The sequence below is a fragment of the Streptomyces sp. SJL17-4 genome (assembly GCF_036826855.1).
GTDB lineage: Bacteria > Actinomycetota > Actinomycetes > Streptomycetales > Streptomycetaceae > Streptomyces.
In genome coordinates, this window is record NZ_CP104578.1 from 6,054,005 (window position 1) to 6,071,550 (window position 17,546).

The following is a 17,546-nucleotide window of genomic DNA, read 5'->3' on the forward strand; positions in this document are numbered from 1 at the left end:
CGGGGCAGGCATGCGGGGTCGGGGCAGACGGTGGGCGGCGGTCGCGGGAGCGACGGCAGTGGTGCTCCTCGGGGCGGGATGCGGGACCGGCACGGGGGCCGGGGGAGGGGCGTCCGCCTCGGCCCCCGCCTCCCCCTTCGGCCGTGCGACGGCGCAAGCCGAGATCGTCGCCGCCGTCGAGAAGGCGGGGCTGCCGAAGTCCGGCCTCCCGGGAGTCGGCGGCGCGACCCCCACGGATTCCACGCCGCGTCCCACCCCGTCCACGGAGCGGGAGCGGCTCGAGGAGCGCGTCACCGCCTGCACCGCCGCGTGGCAGCACTTCGGCCAGCCCGTCGACGGATCGAGGGGCGACCTCGAGAAGGCGGTCACCGCCCTCGTCGCCGAGGGCTGGGTGCAGGGCGAGCGCCAGGTGGAGAAGCTCGACGAGAAAGGCGGCACCATGCTCCAGGTCACGCTCAGGAAGCGGGGCTGGGTGATGTACGCCCGGCACACCGGCGCGCCGAAGTCCCTGGGCATGGAGATGATCTCCCTGCAGGCCACGGAGACCGCGTGCATGAACCGGTTCACCGAGCAGGAGCGGAAGACCCTGTTCGGGGAGGACGCCGAACAGGGCTGAGGAAAGGCGTCCTTGCGTACGCGGTCCGTTCCCACGTGCAAAACTGTGCCCTGAAAACGGGGGCAAGAGGCCGTCGTACGTGCGTATTTGGGAGTGTTGTGCGCAAGGCGAATTGGGTGGCCGCGGCTGCCGGTGTGGTGCTGTTGGTCTCCGGTTGCGGAAGCGAGGGCGGCGGTACGGACAAGGGCGGCTCGTCCTCCGGCTCGTCCTCGGCCGGTTCGTCCTCGACGGGCGGCTCCGGCGGTTCCGGCGGCGAGCGGCTCACCGGGGCCGCGGTCACCACGGAGCTCACCACCGCGGCGACCGGGGCCGGCTTCACGCAGGACGCCTCGGGCGAGCAGATTCCGGCCGAGGCCAAGGACTGCATGGTCAGCTGGACGGCCGACGCCGAGAAGGCGGCGGACCCGGCCAAGTCCTTCACGGACACGGTCGCGGCCCTGACCAAGGGCGGCTGGAACGAGGGGCAGAAGACCGAGCAGGGCGGCTCGACGATCAAGTCCCTGAAGAAGAGCAGCTGGCAGCTCCAGGCCAGCAACCACTCCGCCGGCCCGCTGAAGCTGGTGATGTTCGTGGCCGTCGACAGCAGCCCGGAGTGCGCGGCGGTCATCGCGGAGGCCAACAAGGTCAAGCCTTCGTCCTGATCCGCCGACACCGCCCGCGCCCCCGGCACATCAGCCGCCGGGGGCGCGGGCGCGTCTCGCCGGGCTGTCGAGGGCTCCGGCGCGGGCGCGTCCCGTCGGTGCCCCGGCGCGGGGCGAGTCCGGTCGGCGGGGCGAGTCCGGTCAGCGGTGCGTCCGGTCAGCGGCGTGTCCCGTCAGCGGCGCGTCCCGTCAGCGGTGCGCCGTCGCCTCCGGCGCCGTCAGGTCGATCAGCCGGCAGACCGTCTCGATGTCGATCTTCACCTGTGCGATCGAGGCGCGCCCCGACAGCCAGGTGATCAGCGCCGAGTGCCAGGTGTGCTCGATCACCCGGACCGCCGAGAGCTGCTCCGGGGTCGGGTGCTCCGTCCCCATCGCGTCCAGGATGATCGCCGTCGTCAGCCGCGAGACCGTGTCGACCTCCGGGCTCACCCCGCGGTCCGCGAAGGTCAGCGCCCGCACCATCGCGTCGGCGAGCTGCGGCTCGCGCTGCAGCGCGCGGAAGGCCCGCATCAGCGTCTCCGCCACCCGCTCCGCCGGATCGGCGCCCGCCGGCGGCCGCTTCCGCAGGGTCGTGTGCATGTGCTGGAGCTGGTCCTGCATCGTCGCGACCAGCAGGTGGATCTTGGAGGGGAAGTAGCGGTACAGCGTCCCCAGGGCCACCCCGGCCGCCTCCGCGACCTCCCGCATCTGCACGGCGTCGAAGCCGCCCCGCGCCGCGAGCTGGGCGCTGGCGTTCAGGATGCGGCGGCGCCGTGCCTCCTGGCGCTCCGTGAGGGGCGGCGCCGCGGGTCTGTGGTCCGCTCTGATGTCTGCGGTCATGAGGTCCCGTTCCGTGCGGTGGGGAGCGACAGTATGGCGGTGCGGGCGCCGTGGCGCGAATCACCTGTTCCGGCTCTCACCACAGAGCTACCTGCCGGTAGATTCTGTCCTCCTTGAAGGATCAAGGAGAGCAGGCCAGAAGATCAAGAACGATCAAGTCTGTAACTTGTTCTAGATTAGCGCGAGCGGTTACGCTCCGGCGAAACCACGCTCGAAGGGGGTCGCGCATGACCGCTGAGGCCATAGAGGCAAGCCCCCGGCAGGGCGTCACCGCAGCCGGTGACAGACCGTTGCGTATCGCTCTCCTCACGTACAAGGGCAACCCCTTCTGCGGCGGTCAGGGCGTCTACGTCCGGCACCTCTCCCGGGAACTCGCCCGACTCGGCCACAGGGTCGAGGTCATCGGCTCCCAGCCGTACCCCGTACTCGACGAGGTCGTCGACGGCGCAGACCTCGCCGGGCTCACGCTCACCGAGCTCGCCAGCCTCGACCTCTACCGCTCGCCGGACCCGTTCCGCACCCCGAAGCGCGACGAGTACCGGGACTGGATCGACGGCCTCGAGGTCGCCACCATGTGGACCGGCGGCTTCCCCGAACCGCTCACCTTCTCCCTGCGGGCCCGGCGCATGCTCGCCGCCCGCCGCGGCGACTTCGACGTCGTCCACGACAACCAGACCCTCGGGTACGGGCTCCTCGGCGGCCCGCGCGCGATCGGCGCCCCGCTCGTCACCACGATCCACCACCCCATCACCGTCGACCGGCAGCTCGAACTCGACGCCGCCGCCGACTGGAAGCGCCGCGCCTCCGTCCGCCGCTGGTACGCCTTCACCCGCATGCAGAAGCGCGTCGCCCGCCGGCTGCCGTCCGTCCTCACCGTCTCCGGCACGTCCCGGCAGGAGATCGTCGACCACCTCGGCGTACGCGAGGACCGCATCCGGGTCGTCCACATCGGCGCCGACACCGACCTGTGGTCGCCCGACCCGGCCGTCGCCGAGGTCCCCGGCCGGATCGTCACCACCTCCAGCGCCGACGTCCCGCTCAAGGGCCTCATCCACCTGATCGAGGCACTGGCCAAGCTCCGCACCGAGAACCCGGACGCGCACCTCGTCGTCGTCGGCAAGCGCGCCGAGGACGGGCCGGTCGCCGCGGCCATCGAGCGGTACGGGCTGGCCGGAGCCGTCGAGTTCGTCAAGGGCATCAGTGACGCGGAGCTCGTCGACCTGGTGCGATCGGCGCAGGTCTCCTGCGTGCCGTCGCTGTACGAGGGGTTCTCGCTGCCCGCCGCCGAGGCCATGGCTACCGGGACGGCGCTCGTCGCGACGACCGGCGGCGCGATCCCCGAGGTCGCGGGGGCTGACGGCGAGACCTGCCTCGCCGTGCCGCCGGGCGACGCGGGGGCGCTGGCCGCGGCGCTGGGGCGGGTGCTGGGCGACTCTGCGCTTCGGGCGCGGCTGGGTGCGGCGGGGCGCGAGCGGGTGCTGTCGCGGTTCACTTGGGCCCGCGCTGCGCGGGGCACCGCCGAGCTGTACCGCGAAGCCGTGGCCCGTCAAGGAGCCGGGGCCCGCCGGTGACCCCTCGCCTTCGTTGCCGGGTGCGGCCCGGTGGTGGGGTTGTGCCCACCCGTTCCGCCCCGCGGAACGATTGCCCACAACCCTCCGTCACCACCGAAAGGCAGACCTCGTGCTGACCGTCGACTTCACCCGCTTCCCGCTCGCCCCCGGCGACCGTGTGCTCGATCTGGGCTGTGGGGCGGGCAGGCACGCCTTCGAGTGCTACCGGCGCGGTGCCCAGGTCGTGGCCCTCGACCAGAACGGCGAGGAGATCCGCGAGGTCGCCAAGTGGTTCGCGGCGATGAAGGAGGCCGGTGAGGCGCCGGCCGGCGCGACCGCCACCGCGATGGAGGGTGACGCGCTCAACCTGCCGTTCCCCGACGAGTCCTTCGACGTCGTCATCATCTCCGAGGTGATGGAGCACATCCCCGACGACAAGGGTGTGCTCGCCGAGATGGTCCGCGTCCTCAAGCCCGGCGGGCGGATCGCGATCACCGTCCCGCGGTACGGCCCCGAGAAGATCTGCTGGACGCTCTCCGACGCGTACCACGAGGTCGAGGGCGGTCACATCCGCATCTACAAGGCCGACGAACTCCTCGGCAAGATCCGGCAGGCCGGACTCAAGCCGTACGGCACCCACCACGCGCACGCGCTGCACTCGCCGTACTGGTGGCTGAAGTGCGCCTTCGGCGTCGACAACGACAAGGCGCTGCCGGTCCGCGCGTACCACAAGCTCCTGGTCTGGGACATCATGAAGAAGCCCGCCCTGACCCGGGTCGCCGAGCAGCTGCTCAACCCGGTCGTCGGCAAGAGCTTCGTGGCCTACGCGACCAAGCCCCACTCCCCCTCGCTTCGCGGGGGGCACCCCCACCCCAAGGCCGACGCCGCGGACGCGGCCAAGTGACCTCTCCCGAGCGGATCGCCGAGCACCTCGTCCTGCCCGGGGTCCTCACCGCCGAGCAGGCCGCCGAGACCGTCGCCGGGATACTCGCCGTACAGCGCGAGGACGGCGCCCTGCCCTGGTTCCGCGGCCACCACCTCGACCCGTGGGACCACACCGAGGCCGCCATGGCCCTGGACGCGGCCGGTGAGCACGCCGCCGCCGCCCGCGCCTACGAGTGGCTCGCCCGGCACCAGAACAGCGACGGCTCCTGGTTCGCGGCCTACCACGACGGCGAGCCCGACCAGGTCACCGACCGCGGCCGGGAGTCCAACTTCGTCGCCTACATAGCGGTCGGCGTCTGGCACCACTACCTCTCCACCGGCGACGACGCCTTCCTCGACCGGATGTGGCCCGCCGTCTACGCGGCCGTCGAGTTCGTCCTCGGGCTCCAGCAGCCCGGCGGCCAGATCGGCTGGAAGCGCGAGGCCGACGGCACGCCGGTGAACGACGCGCTCCTCACCGGCAGTTCGTCGATCCACCAGGCGCTCCGCTGTGCCCTCGCCATCGCCGAGACCCGTGAAGAGCCGCAGCCCGACTGGGAGTTGGCGGCCGGGGCGCTCGGTCACGCGATACGCAGGCACCCCGAGCGTTTCCTCGACAAGTCGCGCTACTCGATGGACTGGTACTACCCCGTCCTCGGCGGGGCGGTCACCGGGGCGGAGGCGAAGGCCCGGATCGAGGCCGACTGGGACGCGTTCGTCGTGCCCGGCCTCGGAGTGCGCTGCGTGATCCCCAACCCCTGGGTGACCGGCGGCGAGAGCTGCGAACTCGCCCTCGCCCTCTGGGCGATGGGGGAGTCGGACCGGGCCCTCACCGTCCTCCAGGACATCCAGCACCTGCGCGCCGACAACGGCATGTACTGGACCGGCTACGTCTTCGAGGGCGACACGGAGGCCGACAAGGCCGTGTGGCCCGAGGAGCAGACCGCCTGGACGGCGGGCTCCCTGCTGCTCGCGGTGGCCGCCCTCGGCGGCGAGGAGGCGACCGTGGCCGTCTTCGGCGGCGAACGGCTTCCGACGGGGCTGGCGCCCGACTGCTGCTGATGCCGGACCGCCCCGGGGGTCCGTGACCGCCCGGGGCGCGGGACGGATCCAGCGGTACGGGATCCAGCGAGACGGGATCCAGTGAGACGGGATCCAGCAGGACGGGATCCAGCGGGACGGGATCCAGCGAGACGGGACCCGGTGGACGGGCCCCAGCGGGACGGACCCGTTCGGAGTCGCTCGTGTGGCGGCACCCGGGGCCGCGGGTGAGGCTGGCGCCACAACCCCCAGGGAGGTCCTGTCGTGCCCAGATCCATCCCCCGGTCCGTGTCGCGCGGTGTCGTGGCGTTGATGCTGTCCTGCGCCCTGCTCCTGACGACCGCCGCCTGCAACGGCGACGACGACGCCAGCGCGAGCGGCGCCGCGACCCCGACGGCCTCGGCGAGCTTCGAGCAGCAGAAGCTCGCCAAGACCCGGTTCGTGGCCAACGCCGGGCTGGCCGCGGGGGCCACGTACCAGTGGATCGTGAAGCCGTACCGCGCGGGCAAGTTCAAGAAGGGCGCGGACGGCCGGACCTTCGCCCTGGTGAAGGCGGGACTCGCGGGCGCGTTCACGTACAACCGGCTCAAGGCGGCGACGAACAACGCCAAGGGCGACCCGCTCCTGTCGAAGGCGGTCGCGCCGCTCACGGCCGGGATCGAGTCGCTCAAGGAGCTCGGGACGAAGCTCCGCAAGGGCGAGGTCGGCGACGCGGACGTCGGCGCCTTCGAGAACGTCATCAACAGCGTCAAGGACGCGGGCAAGAGCGCCGGCGCCGAGGTCGTCGACAAGGTCCCCAGCGCCTCCCAGCTCAGCGGCGGGTGACCCGGAGGCACCCCCCCTGGGCCCTGTCCGGTGGATCTCGGCCGGGTGGGTCTACGACGCCTGGCGCGGGTACCGGACTTCCACGAACGCAGGACCGCCACCGTGCCGGGGCGGTCCTGCGCGTGGCGAACGGGCGGCGTCTCTACGACCAGAACGCGTCGTACGCCTTCTGGTCGGACCACAGCACCCAGGCTTCGGTGATCCGGCCCTCCCGGATGTGGAAGATGATCGTCTCGTCCATGTCCAGCTCTTTGCCCTCGCGTGACGCCGTGACGTGGAGCAGGGCGACCGTGTGCTCGTCGTTGGCGAGCACATCGTGGAGCTGGGGGCGGTAGGTGCCGCCTGTCAGCTCGAATTCCCGTTGGAACAGGGCGAAGGCGGCGTCGCGCCCCCGGTAGTCACCGGCCAGCGGACCGTGGCCGCCGAGATGCCACACCACATCCGGGTGGAACACCTCCGCCAGCGCCTCCATATCGCCGGCCGAAAACGCCTCCAGAGCCCGGTGAAACACCCCGATATTCGGGTGATCGGCCATGGCAGCCTCCTTTGATCTCCCTACGAACCTAGGTCGGATCCGGCCGGCGGGACTCAGGCACACCGACTTCGCCGGCCCCGCCACCTGATTGGACGCCCGCCCCCGGAAGCTGACCAGTCGGTCATGTCTCCTTCATGTCGGTGTCGTTGATGTGGACATGAGGTGGGGTGACCTGACGGATGCCGAGTGGGAGCGGCTGCTCGCTACGACAAGCGTGGGTACGTCTTCCTCGGCACCGCGACAGCAGCAGCCCTGGTCCTCTGGCTGCGGACTTGATCGACCGACGAGTCCTAGGCGTTGAGCTCCGCGAGCAGGCGGAGGGTCGCGGGGTCCGGTGACGTGGCGAGGAGGTCCGTCACCGGGCCCCGTCGCCATGCGTCCAGCCGTTCGGCGATCCGCTTCCGCGGGCCGACCAGCGAGATCTCGTCGGCGAAGGCGTCCGGGACCGCGAGGACGGCCTCCTCGCGCCGCCCGGCGGCGAACAGCTCCTGGACGCGCCGGGCCTCCTTCTCGTACCCCATCCGCCCCATCAGGTCGGCGTGGAAGTTGCGGGCCGCGTGCCCCATGCCGCCGATGTAGAAACCGAGCATCGCCTTGACGGGCAGCAGCCCGGCCGCCACGTCGTCGCAGACCTGGGCGCGGACCATGGGGGCGACCAGGAAGCCCTCCGGGAGCCGCTCGGGCAGCGCGTACACCTCGGACCAGCGCTCGGGGGACCAGTACAGCGGCAGCCAGCCGTCGGCGATCGTGAGCGTCTGCGCGATGTTCTTCGGTCCCTCGGCGCCGAGGAGGATCGGGAGGTCGGCCCGGAGGGGGTGGGTGATCGGCTTGAGGGGTTTGCCGAGCCCGGTGCCGTCGGAGCCGGTGTACGGGTGGGAGTGGTGGCGCCCGTCGAGCCGGACCGGTGCCTCGCGGCGCAGCACCTGGCGGACCACGTCCACGTACTCGCGGGTCGCGGTGAGCGGGGAGCGGGGGAAGGGGCGCCCGTACCAGCCCTCGACGACCTGCGGTCCGGACAGGCCGAGGCCGAGCATGACCCGCCCGCCGGAGAGGTGGTCGAGGGTGAGCGCGTGCATCGCGGTGGTCGTGGGGGCGCGGGCGGCCATCTGCGCGACGGCCGTGCCCAGCTTGATCCGGCTGGTGTGGGCGGCGATCCAGGTCAGCGCGGTGAACGCGTCGGAGCCCCAGGCCTCCGCCGTCCACACCGAGTCGTAGCCGAGCCGTTCGGCCTCGCGGGCGAGGTCCAGGTGGACGGGGGAGGGGCCGCGGCCCCAATAGCCGAGGGCGAGTCCGAGTCGCATGCCCCGCATCCTTTCTGACGATCCGTCAGTTCAGGTGGATGCGGGGACTGTACGCCAACGGCCCCCCGCCCGGAAGGGATTCGCTTCCGGGCGGGGGGCCGTCGGTCGTGCTGCTGTGGCGGGATCAGCCGCGCTGGATGCCCGTGGTGTCCTGCAGGACGCCACGACGGCCGTCCTGCGTCTGGGCCACCAGGGTGGCGCCGCGCTGCTCGACCGCCAGGTACCAGGTACCCGGGGCCAGTTCGGCGATCGGCGCCTGCGAGCCGTCCTCCGCGTACAGCGGACGGGCCACCGGGACCGCGAACCAGAACGGCTCGAAGCCCGCGGCCGGCTGCCCCTGCGGGGCCTGCGCCTGCGGCTCGGGCTGCTGCGCGGCCTGCGGCTGCGGGGCGGCGGCCTGTGCGCCGAACGGCTGGCCCGCACCCTGCGACGGGTCCTGCGGACCGCCGTACTGCGGGTGCTGCGCGCCCGGGTAGCCGTAGCCGCCGGGGACGCCCTGCGGGCCGGGCTGGCCCGGCTGCATGCCGTACGGCTGCGGGGTCTGCGGCTTGGGCGCGCCGACGAGCGGGGCCTGGAGGGCCGGGACCATCGATCCGGCGACGGCGGCACCGGCGAGGAGCAGGGAGGCGATCAGGCCGAGGATGAGACCCGCACCGGCGTTGTTCGCCTCGAAGATCCACATGAGCAGGTTCCACGCGGCGGCGATGGTGAACGCGGCACCGACCTGGCCGAGCTCCAGGCCGGCCACCTTGCGCTGCTGCAGAGGACCGCGGGAGAGGACGACCAGCGCGGCACCCGCGATGCCGAGGAAGAACGCGCCCCAGCCGAGGTAGGACACCTCCCAAGAGTTCGGCGTCTCGTACTGGTCGCAGATGGCGTCGGGGCCGTCGCAGCCGGCCACGCCCAGGAACGAGGCGATGAACAGCACCACCGCTGCACCGATCAGCACTGCATCGCCTCGGGTGAGGGAGCGGATATTCACGTAAGAAGTCCTTCGTCGGGTCGTCGCGTCGGAGTGGCGCTCAGGTCTTGGTACGGGGGGTGGCACGGGGGGGACGGCACGGAGCGGCCCCCCATCGTACGGAGCGAATCTATCGCCCGCCGGTTCTACCCCTTGAGGTAGGTGGCGATGCCGTCGGCGATCCCCTGGGCCGCCTTCTGTCGCCACGTCGTCGACGAGAGCAACTGTGCGTCCTTCGGATCACGCATATTGCCGCATTCGACGAAGACCTTGGGGACGGTTGAGAGATTGAGTCCGCCGAGATCGTCGCGGACGTCCAACCCCGTACCGGAACCGAGGTAGTTGGCGGGGGCCGTTCCGGTGGCGCGGGCGAACCGGTCGGCGATCCGCTCACCGAGCTCGCGGGAGGGGCCGACGATCTTCGCGGTGTCGGCGGAGCCCTCGCGTACGCGTGCGGGCAGGATCACATGGAAGCCGCGGTTGCCGACGGCGGAGCCGTCCGCGTGGACGGAGACGACGGCGTCGGCGCGGGCGGCGTTGCCGATCTTCGCCCGCTCGTCGATGCACGGGCCCCAGGGGCGGTCGGCGTCATGCGTCAGGACCACCTCGGCGCCGCGCGCCGTGAGGAGGTCCCGCAGCCGGTGGGTGACGTCGAGGGTGAAGGAGGCCTCGGTGTATCCCGCGTTCGTGGAGGTGCCCGTGGTGTCGCACTCCTTGCGGTTCGTCCCGATGTTCACCTTCTGGTTGATTTCCGTTGAATGGCGGAAATTGCCGGGGTTGTGGCCGGGGTCGAGGACGACGGTCCGCCCGGCGAGGGAGGGGGGCGTGGGGGTGGGAGTGGGGGTGGGGGTGGGAGCGGGCGATGCGGCCTTCGGGCTCTCCGTGGACTTCCCGTCCGGCTGCGAGGCCTGCGAGGCCTGCGAGGCCCCGCAGCCGGCGAGTACGGCGCAGCAGCCCGTGGCGACGAGGGCGAGCGCGAGGCTGCGGGTACGGGTACGGGTGCGGCGGGTGGTGTTCCGGTGGTCGTACGGCACCTGGCGACTCTAGGCCCTGTACGGGACGAAAACCCGCAGCGGGTACGTCGCAGCTTGGTCACCGCTTCGCGGAACGGTGGACGCGTGTGAGCAGACCGTGAAGGGTAGGTGCAAGAGGCGACGGTGGGGTGTCACCGCGCATGGACCCACGAGGGGGAACCGTGGTGGGGGAAGAACCGAACGACGCACGTCCCGAGCCGTCCGACAGGCCTGTGCAGGACGACGTATTAGACAGATCGAACCAGTCGAGTCAGTCGAGTCAGTCGGATCAGCCGGGTCTGACCGGTCAGGCCGGTCAGACCGGTCAGGGCGGCTCGCTCGACTCGTCGACTCAGATACTGCGGGCCGCGGCCCCGGACCGGCCGGCCCCGGACCGGCCGGCCCCGGACTCCGGCGCGCCGGTCACGCCCGCGCCGGTGGCCCCCGCGCCCTGGGAGGCGCGGCCCTCGGCGGGCTTCGGACCGCCGACCGACCCGCCCCCGAGCGCGGCGACCCGGCCCGGCCCCGAGGCTTCCGGCCCCAGTCCCACTCCCGCCCCCGGCCCCGCTTACGGCGCGGTGCCCGGCTCCGCTCCCGCCGCCGGTCCCGCCACCGCGCCCGGATGGGCCGGTGCCGGGACGCTCCGCCGCCGCCCGGCGCCCCGCCCGGGTACGGGCCGCCGCCCGGTTACGGACCTCCCGGGTTCGGTCCGCCGCCCGGCGACGGCGGGCAGCCGCCCGCGCAGCCGCGCGGCGAGGCGAACGGCGCCCAGGCAGCCATGATCGGCCTGCTCAACCTCTCCTGCCTGGGCCTCGGTTACGTCCTCCTGCGCAACTGGATCGGCGCCGCGCTCTGCTGGATCGCCACCGCCGCCCTGCTCGTCCTGGCCCTCCCCGCCGACGTCGACGGCGTGCCCCTCGGGCTCCTCGTCGGCTACGGCGTCTTCCTCCTCGCCGTCGCCGCCGACGGCGCCCGCCGCGGCCTGCGCGCGACCCTCCGGATCGGCACGTCCTTCCGCCGCCTCGCGCTGCCGCTGGCCCTCGTGCTGCTCGCCGTACCCGCGGGCGGCTCGCTCGCGTACGGGGCGGCCCGCGACGAGGCGAAGGAGCAGGCCCTGCTCGACCGCCTCACCGCCGCCGACGGGCTCGTGAAGTCGGCCGACGGCCTCGCCTTCGACAAGGCCGAGCCGACCTTCCGCAAGGCGCTCGACGAGTACGAGAAGCTCGGCACGGAGCACGCGGGATCGCGGGCGGGGAAGCTCGTCCCCGTGCGCCTCGACACCTACTTCGCGACGATCTCCACCCCGTACGAGGACAAGGCGTACTGCGACGCGGTCCCGCGCCTCACGTACCTGCGGGGGCTCCCGGCCACCGTCGACAAGGATCTGCTGGGCACCCGGCCCGCCAAGACCGACGAGCCGCTGGCCCACTCCCTGTACGAGTGCGGGGCGGCCGGGCTCGGCAAGGCGCCCTACGAGCCGGATCCCAGGGAAAGCTTCAACGAACTCCTCAAGACCTTCCCGAAGTCGACGTACGCGCCCCGGGTCGCACCGGCCTTCGAGGCGTCGATCAAGACCCGGACGGACGCCCTCACGGGCGGCAGCGCCCCCTGCGACACCACCAAGGAGCTGCAGGTGATCGACGCCTCGCTCGACGGCATGACGGACCCGTCGATCGAGGGCGCCGCGAACCAGGCCGACGCGGCGGTCCAGAAGGGCGACTTCGCCTGCGGGACCGACCAGTTCAAGGACAAGGACTTCAAGGCCGCGCTCGACACGATGACGGCGTACGCGAAGGACTACCCGGACAGCCCGCAGGCCGCGCAGGCCCGCGCCGTCGCCATCGCCGCCGAGATCGCCGAAGAGGAGCCGGCGGCGGGCGGGAAGCTGCCCTCGGGCGACGTGCCCGGCGGTTCGCGGATGGTGATGGTGGTGAGCAACGACGGTCCGGGCGAGGTCGAGCTTCTCTACACCGGTCCGATGACCGGCAAGATCACCCTGAAGTCGTGCGGGACCTGCACCAAGTACCCCGGCCCGATCCTCTCGCAGGGCAAGAAGATCAAGGCCTGCACCGGGCCGTCCTCGAAGTACCCGAAGGCGACCCTGCTGCTGCCCGCCGGTGACTACCACTTCCTCCAGAAGCGGGTCTCCACCGGCACCGCCACGGCCGGTGACACCAAGTCGAGCAAGGCGAAGATCGAACCGGGCTACAGCTACACGAACTGCCTGTACGTGACGTCGGGCTTCTGACCTCTCAGGGAGGCGTGTCCGGCGGCCGTCCCCTTCGGAGGGGGCGGCCGTCGGCCTGTCCGCAGACTCAGCCCCGGCGGCGCAGGACCCGCAGGGAGTCCGTGACCGAGACCTCCTCGAAGTCCCCCGACTCCAGCGCGCGCAGGTAGATCCGGTACGGCGCCTGGCCGCCGTCCTCCGGGTTCGGGAAGACGTCGTGGATGACCAGCAGGCCCCCGGGGGCGACCTTCGGCGCCCAGCCCTCGTAGTCGTTCGTGGCGTGCTCGTCGGTGTGCCCGCCGTCGACGAACACGAACCCGAGCTGCCCGCCCCACACCTTCGCGACCTGCGGCGACCGCCCGACCACAGCGATCACGTGCTCTTCGAGCCCCGCCTTGCGCAGCGTCCGCCGGAACGTCGGCAGGGTGTCCATGAGTCCGACCTCCGGGTCGACCACGGTCTCGTCGTGGTACTCCCACCCAGGCTGCTGCTCCTCGCTGCCCCGGTGGTGGTCCACGGTCACCGCGACCGTCCCCGCCTGCCGTGCCACGTCGGCGAGGAGGATCGTGGACCGCCCGCAGTACGTACCGACCTCCAGGAGCGGCAGCCCGAGCTTCGCGGCCTCGGTGGCCGCCGCGTACAGGGCGAGCCCCTCACCGACGGGCATGAAGCCCTTGGCGGCCTCGAAGGCGGCGAGGATCTCGGGCGCGGGCTCGGACATGGTGACTCCTACTGGCGGGTACGCGGGTACGGCGCCCATCGTGCCCTACGCGTGCCCTACGCGTCGCACTCGAACCAGACCGTCTTGCCGCCGGCCGTCTCGTCGACCCCCCACCGGTCCGTGAGGGCCTCCACGAGCGCGAGCCCCCGCCCGCTCTCCTCCAGCGGACCGGCGAGCTTCGCGAAGACGGCCCCGGGGACGGCGTCCGAGACCTCCACCCGGAGCCCGTACGGCTCGCGCAGCATGAGCACGGAGCACCGCCGGCCGGGTACGTGCCGGACGACGTTGGCGACGAGCTCGGTGAGCGCGAGGGTCGCCGGGTCGGCGAGCAGGTCGAGTTCCCAACGCGTGAGGAACATGCGCAGGATGCGGCGCATGTGACCGGCGGAGTGCTCACCGACGGTGAACCCCATGCGGTAGCTCGTCGCAAGTACCGCAGGGTAGAGGTCTGTTGCCTGATTCATGCCACCAGCGTCGACGGCTTTCGTTACGCTCGGCTACGGCCTGAACACAACGCCTCGCCGCGTGAGCTTGGGGGTGACCTCGTCGTGGTCAACATCCGCAGCCTGGATCCCAGCGCCTCGCCGCTGGACTACTTCGGATCGGAACTCCGCCGCCTGAGAGAGGAGGCGGGCCTCAATCAGGAGCAGTTGGGTGACATCGTCTTCTGCACGGCCTCGCTCATCGGCCAGATAGAGACGGCCAAGAAGGTCCCCACGCGCGAGTTCTCGGAACGGCTGGACGCGGCACTGCTGACGGGAGGCGTGTTCTCGCGGTTGGTGGGGCTGGTGCTGAAGAGCCAGCTGCCGACGTGGTTCCAGCCGTACGCGGACATGGAAGCGAAGGCGACGTACATCTCGACGTACCAGTCGCAACTGGTCTACGGCCTGCTGCAGACGGAGGAGTACGCACGGGCGGTGCTGAGCGTCGAGAACCCGGGGCGACTGGACGAGATGGTGGCGGCTCGGATGGAGCGCCAGCGCATCCTCGAACGGGAGCATCCGCCGGTGCTGTGTGTCGTGCTCGACGAGGCGGTGCTGTACCGGGAGATCGGTGGGGCCGAGGTCATGCGGAACCAACTCGCCCACTTGTTGGGTTTCCTGGACCATCCGTGGATCCAGGTGCAGGTGCTTCCCTTCGAGGTGGGACAGCACTCGGCGATGATGGGTTCGTTCAACCTTCTCCGCTTCGACGACGACCCGGACCTCTTCTATGCGCCGGTCTACGGCGGGGGCCACTTGACCGCCGATCCGCAAGTGATCAGGGAGCGGTCCGTCAGCTACGCTCGGCTGCAAGCCTCGGCCCTCTCCCGGGAGGACTCGGCGGCGCTGATCAAACGCGTGATGGAGGAGCGGTATGGGCACCAGCCAGGACCTGCGGTGGCGTAAGTCGTCCTACAGCGGATCCGATGGCGGCGACTGCGTCGAGTGCGCCCCGCTCGGCACTGCCAACTGGCGCAAGTCCTCCCGCAGCGGTCCCAACGGCGGTGAATGCATCGAGTTCGCCGACCTCACCGCCCACATCGCCGTCCGTGACTCCAAGAACCCCGAAGGCCCCGCCTTCCTCGCCACCCCCGCCGCCTTCACGGCCTTCGTGAGCGCCGCCGCCGAAGGGCGTATCGGCGGTCGCTGATCATGGCGACCCTCATAGGGACGATGATCCTCGCCATCGGCCTGCCGGCCTGGGCGGGGATCACCTACGTCGGCCTCGTCCGGGCCCGCCGGGGCGACGAACTGCCCCAGCCGCAACCGCCCCGGCCCCGCCGCACACCCGCCAAGAAGGCCGCCTGGGTCGCCGGGCTCGCGTACCTCGCAGGCGGTGCGGTCCACCTGTACGGACTGTCGTACCTGCCGTTCCTCTTCCCGGAAGACGCGTGCTGGTTCGGCGTGGGGATCAAGGACTACCCGGACTCCAGCAGCGCGCTGCCGGTGAGCCTGGTGTGCCACGGCATCGAGGTCGTCCCGTGGTGGGTCAACCCGGCGCTCCTCGCCCTCGCGCTCATCGCGGTCACCGCGACCGTCACGAGCCTCGTCCTCGCGCTGCGGCGTCCTTCCGATCGTCACCGGACCGAGGAAAGAGAAGCGAGAAGCGCATGAACGACGCCGAGTTCGACCTGCCGCCCAGGGCCGCGCCGGAGGTCGTCGCCGAATGGAACCACCTGGCCGTGACCGCCTCGGGCGGCCTCGTGGCGGCCCTGCGGCAGGCGGCGGAGGCGCGCGGTTGCGACATCGGCCTGCCGCCCTGGGCCGTCGACGCCGTCGGCATCGAGACGACGAGGGGCTACCTGTCGGTCGACACGGTGACCGAGGAACGTCGTTTCAGGCTCCGCACCCACATTCCCGATTTCGGCTGGGACATCGGCCGCACGGACGATCTGGGAACGCTCGTGGAGGCGATCGCGGCGTGGCGGGACGGAGTTCCGTTCGACGAACTCGCGGCGAGGTTCGACTTCCTGGAGCTCGGCGAGTTCACCAGGGCGCTGGAGGCGGGCGAGCCGACCGCCGCGCAGTGGGCGGACCTCCTGGCGTCCGAGTACTACCGGGGGCAGCGGAGCCTTCTGCGCCGCCTCCACGCGGACGACGTGCTGCGGAACACGTTCCCGACGATGACGCACCGCGCCGTCCGGCTGCGGGTGGACCCGATGTACTGGGCGAGCCGTCAGGTCGTGGTGTACGAGCCGGAGGAGGGGCGCTATGAGGTCAGCAGCGTCCGACTGCCCTCTCCGCACTGGACCGAGGTACCGGGCGACGGCCTGATCGCCTACGTGCGGGCCGCGCTGTACGACGACCGGTAGAGCCGCGAGCGTCAGCGCCGGCGCTTCAGGAGACCGGTCCCGTGCCCGCTCCGTCCAGGACCGCGCGCAGCTTCCGTACCCCCGTCTTCCACTGCTCGCCGTCCGACTCCTCCCAGAGTTCGAGGAGTTCGGAGGGCTCGGTGAGGACCCGGTCCAGGGCCGCCACGGCCTGCGGGCGCAGGTCGGCCGGGAGAGGCGGCAGGGGGTCCTTCGGGCCGTACGCGGTGGTGACGGGGTCGCCGCCGGGGCACTGGGCCGCGACCAGGGCCGCCGAGGCGATCGCCTCGTCCGCCAGGTCCGCGTCCAGGTAGGCGTCGCCGGTCTCGATCACCTCGCGGAAGGCCGTACGCAGCACCTCCGCCTTCTTCTCCGCCGGAGCCTCGTCCACCCGGTACGAGAAGTCGGCGGCGGTGTCGTTGTCGAAGGGGCCGATGTCCCAGGTGCCCATGGTGTGTTCGCTCCTCTGCTCGCGTTCTGTAAGCATCGTGACAGGCCCCACTGACAACGCCCTTCCGCCCGGTGGGACGTGCGAGGATGCGCCGTCCGTCACCGATCATGAAAGGACGTGCCCATGCGCGCGTCGTTCAGAGCGCTGCTCGCCGCGCTCTTCTCGATAGGCCTGCTCCTCACCGCCGGGACGGGTCCCGCCCAGGCGGACGAGGTCACCCCGGAGAACGCGAAGCCGCTGCGCTTCATCTCGTACAACGTGTGCGGAGCGAGCTGCCCCCTCTCGGAGGGGACGAGGACGGAGCAGGAGATGGTGGCGATCAGGTCCGCGTGGGTGTCCGGCCTCGTGGCGGAGATCGACGCCTGGGACACCGACCTGGTCATGCTTCAGGAGCTCTGTTACGGGCAGTGGAAGCTGATCCGGGACGCGCTGGCGCCGCAGCGCGGCGGGGAGGACAGCTACGACTCGGTGTGGGGTGCGTCGCTGGCCTCCGCCTCCGACTGCGACCAGTGGGACCCGGTCGACCGCCGTTTCGGACTGGCGATCTTCTCGAAGGGGCAGGGCTCGATCGTCGACGGTACGCGGAGCGTCACCTTCCTCCCCGAGGTGCCCACGGCGCCGACGGAGGACCGGATTCTCCTGTGCGCCCAGGCCGGGCTGGAGGGCCGTACGGCCCGAGCCTGCAACACGCACATCGACTTCCATGACGCGACCACGGCACTTCAGATCCCCGAGGTGGCGGAGCTCGTCGAGGCCGGCAGGCAGGGCGGGGAGCCCGTGGTCCTCGCGGGGGACTTCAACCAGGTGCCCGAGCACGCCGACATGAACACCCTCTACAACCACGGGGCGGGTTCGGCCGGCCGGTTCCAGGAGGTCGACGAGAACGACAAGGAGCAGTTCACGGACGTCGACTGCCCCCAGACGGCGGACCGCTGCCGCAGCGGCGAGGCGACCGCCAGCACGACCTGCTCGGATCACACGACCGAGACCAGCAAGATCGACTACGTCTTCCTGAGCTACGAGTGGTTCAAGACCGTGCAGGGAGACGCCCTGCCCTGCACGCAGGGGCTGTCCGACCACCACCTCCTCCGGGGCGCGGCGGCCTGGGAGAAGTAGCCCGGGAGAACTGG

At 71.5% G+C, this 17,546-nt stretch carries 20 protein-coding genes; 12 read left to right on the forward strand and 8 right to left on the reverse strand.

Annotated elements, in window-relative coordinates; translation table 11 throughout:
* The first annotated feature begins 58 nt into the window (after nucleotides 1-58).
* Nucleotides 59-616 (forward strand): hypothetical protein, encoded by a 558-nt coding sequence (locus tag N5875_RS27195; protein WP_318210967.1) that lies wholly within the window; start codon nucleotides 59-61, stop codon nucleotides 614-616.
* A gap of 116 nt (nucleotides 617-732) precedes the next feature.
* Complete coding sequence (locus tag N5875_RS27200; protein WP_318210966.1) at nucleotides 733-1,257, forward strand: hypothetical protein; 525 nt, start codon at nucleotides 733-735, stop codon at nucleotides 1,255-1,257.
* 189 nt (nucleotides 1,258-1,446) lie between these two features.
* On the opposite strand, the gene N5875_RS27205 is transcribed toward N5875_RS27200, so the two are convergent.
* Nucleotides 1,447-2,076: a TetR family transcriptional regulator gene (locus N5875_RS27205; RefSeq protein ID WP_318210965.1), complete on the reverse strand. Its 630-nt coding sequence runs from the start codon at nucleotides 2,074-2,076 to the stop codon at nucleotides 1,447-1,449.
* Nucleotides 2,077-2,303: 227 nt separating this feature from the next.
* Between N5875_RS27205 and N5875_RS27210 the strand changes: the two genes are divergently transcribed.
* The 4 genes from N5875_RS27210 (at nucleotide 2,304) to N5875_RS27225 (ending at nucleotide 6,416) form a co-directional block, all read left to right on the forward strand.
* Nucleotides 2,304-3,647 (forward strand): glycosyltransferase family 4 protein, encoded by a 1,344-nt coding sequence (locus tag N5875_RS27210; protein WP_338496729.1) that lies wholly within the window; start codon nucleotides 2,304-2,306, stop codon nucleotides 3,645-3,647.
* A 70-nt stretch (nucleotides 3,648-3,717) separates the two neighbouring features.
* On the forward strand, nucleotides 3,718-4,530 hold the full coding sequence (locus N5875_RS27215) for a class I SAM-dependent methyltransferase (protein WP_338496732.1): 813 nt from the start codon (nucleotides 3,718-3,720) through the stop codon (nucleotides 4,528-4,530).
* Entirely contained in the window at nucleotides 4,527-5,612 is a 1,086-nt protein-coding gene (locus tag N5875_RS27220) for a prenyltransferase (protein WP_318210962.1), read from the forward strand. Before N5875_RS27215 ends, N5875_RS27220 begins: the two co-directional genes overlap by 4 nt.
* 243 nt (nucleotides 5,613-5,855) lie before the next feature.
* Entirely contained in the window at nucleotides 5,856-6,416 is a 561-nt protein-coding gene (locus N5875_RS27225) for a hypothetical protein (protein WP_318210961.1), read from the forward strand.
* Between the two features lie 142 nt (nucleotides 6,417-6,558).
* On the opposite strand, the gene N5875_RS27230 is transcribed toward N5875_RS27225, so the two are convergent.
* The 4 genes from N5875_RS27230 to N5875_RS27245 all read right to left on the reverse strand — a co-directional run bounded on the left by N5875_RS27230 (nucleotide 6,559) and on the right by N5875_RS27245 (nucleotide 10,247).
* Nucleotides 6,559-6,951 carry a nuclear transport factor 2 family protein gene (locus N5875_RS27230; protein ID WP_318210960.1) on the reverse strand — a complete coding sequence of 131 codons (393 nt, stop codon included), beginning with the start codon at nucleotides 6,949-6,951 and terminating at the stop codon, nucleotides 6,559-6,561.
* 290 nt (nucleotides 6,952-7,241) lie between these two features.
* Nucleotides 7,242-8,252, reverse strand: coding sequence for an LLM class F420-dependent oxidoreductase (locus N5875_RS27235; protein WP_318210959.1), 1,011 nt, complete (start codon nucleotides 8,250-8,252; stop codon nucleotides 7,242-7,244).
* A gap of 124 nt (nucleotides 8,253-8,376) precedes the next feature.
* Nucleotides 8,377-9,234, reverse strand: coding sequence for a DUF5336 domain-containing protein (locus tag N5875_RS27240; RefSeq protein ID WP_338496739.1), 858 nt, complete (start codon nucleotides 9,232-9,234; stop codon nucleotides 8,377-8,379).
* A gap of 125 nt (nucleotides 9,235-9,359) precedes the next feature.
* On the reverse strand, nucleotides 9,360-10,247 hold the full coding sequence (locus N5875_RS27245) for an N-acetylmuramoyl-L-alanine amidase (protein ID WP_318210957.1): 888 nt from the start codon (nucleotides 10,245-10,247) through the stop codon (nucleotides 9,360-9,362).
* Between the two features lie 601 nt (nucleotides 10,248-10,848).
* On the opposite strand from N5875_RS27245, the gene N5875_RS27250 reads away from it, so the two are divergent.
* Nucleotides 10,849-12,474, forward strand: coding sequence for a hypothetical protein (locus tag N5875_RS27250; RefSeq protein ID WP_338496741.1), 1,626 nt, complete (start codon nucleotides 10,849-10,851; stop codon nucleotides 12,472-12,474).
* 67 nt (nucleotides 12,475-12,541) lie between these two features.
* Here N5875_RS27250 and N5875_RS27255 read toward each other — a convergent pair whose 3' ends face one another.
* Together N5875_RS27255 and N5875_RS27260 are read right to left on the reverse strand one after the other, a co-directional pair.
* Nucleotides 12,542-13,174: a class I SAM-dependent methyltransferase gene (locus N5875_RS27255; protein ID WP_318211441.1), complete on the reverse strand. Its 633-nt coding sequence runs from the start codon at nucleotides 13,172-13,174 to the stop codon at nucleotides 12,542-12,544.
* Nucleotides 13,175-13,230: 56 nt separating this feature from the next.
* The gene (locus tag N5875_RS27260) at nucleotides 13,231-13,638 is read right to left on the reverse strand and encodes an ATP-binding protein (protein WP_318211440.1); all 408 of its coding nucleotides are present in this window, start codon (nucleotides 13,636-13,638) and stop codon (nucleotides 13,231-13,233) included.
* Between the two features lie 84 nt (nucleotides 13,639-13,722).
* Here N5875_RS27260 and N5875_RS27265 point away from each other — a divergent pair, with 84 nt between their 5' ends.
* Genes N5875_RS27265 through N5875_RS27280 form a run of 4 tightly spaced genes read left to right on the forward strand, consistent with a single transcriptional unit; the run spans nucleotide 13,723 to nucleotide 15,968 of the window.
* Nucleotides 13,723-14,562: a helix-turn-helix transcriptional regulator gene (locus N5875_RS27265; protein ID WP_338496746.1), complete on the forward strand. Its 840-nt coding sequence runs from the start codon at nucleotides 13,723-13,725 to the stop codon at nucleotides 14,560-14,562.
* Entirely contained in the window at nucleotides 14,531-14,806 is a 276-nt protein-coding gene (locus N5875_RS27270) for a DUF397 domain-containing protein (RefSeq protein ID WP_338496750.1), read from the forward strand. Before N5875_RS27265 ends, N5875_RS27270 begins: the two co-directional genes overlap by 32 nt.
* 2 nt (nucleotides 14,807-14,808) lie before the next feature.
* Nucleotides 14,809-15,270, forward strand: a complete 462-nt coding sequence (locus N5875_RS27275) for a hypothetical protein (protein WP_338496752.1) — start codon at nucleotides 14,809-14,811, stop codon at nucleotides 15,268-15,270.
* Nucleotides 15,267-15,968 (forward strand): hypothetical protein, encoded by a 702-nt coding sequence (locus N5875_RS27280; protein ID WP_318211436.1) that lies wholly within the window; start codon nucleotides 15,267-15,269, stop codon nucleotides 15,966-15,968. The genes N5875_RS27275 and N5875_RS27280 overlap by 4 nt, the downstream gene beginning before the upstream one ends.
* Before the next feature lie 25 nt (nucleotides 15,969-15,993).
* Here N5875_RS27280 and N5875_RS27285 read toward each other — a convergent pair whose 3' ends face one another.
* The gene (locus tag N5875_RS27285) at nucleotides 15,994-16,416 is read right to left on the reverse strand and encodes a DUF4259 domain-containing protein (protein ID WP_318211435.1); all 423 of its coding nucleotides are present in this window, start codon (nucleotides 16,414-16,416) and stop codon (nucleotides 15,994-15,996) included.
* A gap of 123 nt (nucleotides 16,417-16,539) precedes the next feature.
* Here N5875_RS27285 and N5875_RS27290 point away from each other — a divergent pair, with 123 nt between their 5' ends.
* Entirely contained in the window at nucleotides 16,540-17,532 is a 993-nt protein-coding gene (locus tag N5875_RS27290) for an endonuclease/exonuclease/phosphatase family protein (RefSeq protein ID WP_338496755.1), read from the forward strand.
* Nucleotides 17,533-17,546 lie beyond the last annotated feature (14 nt).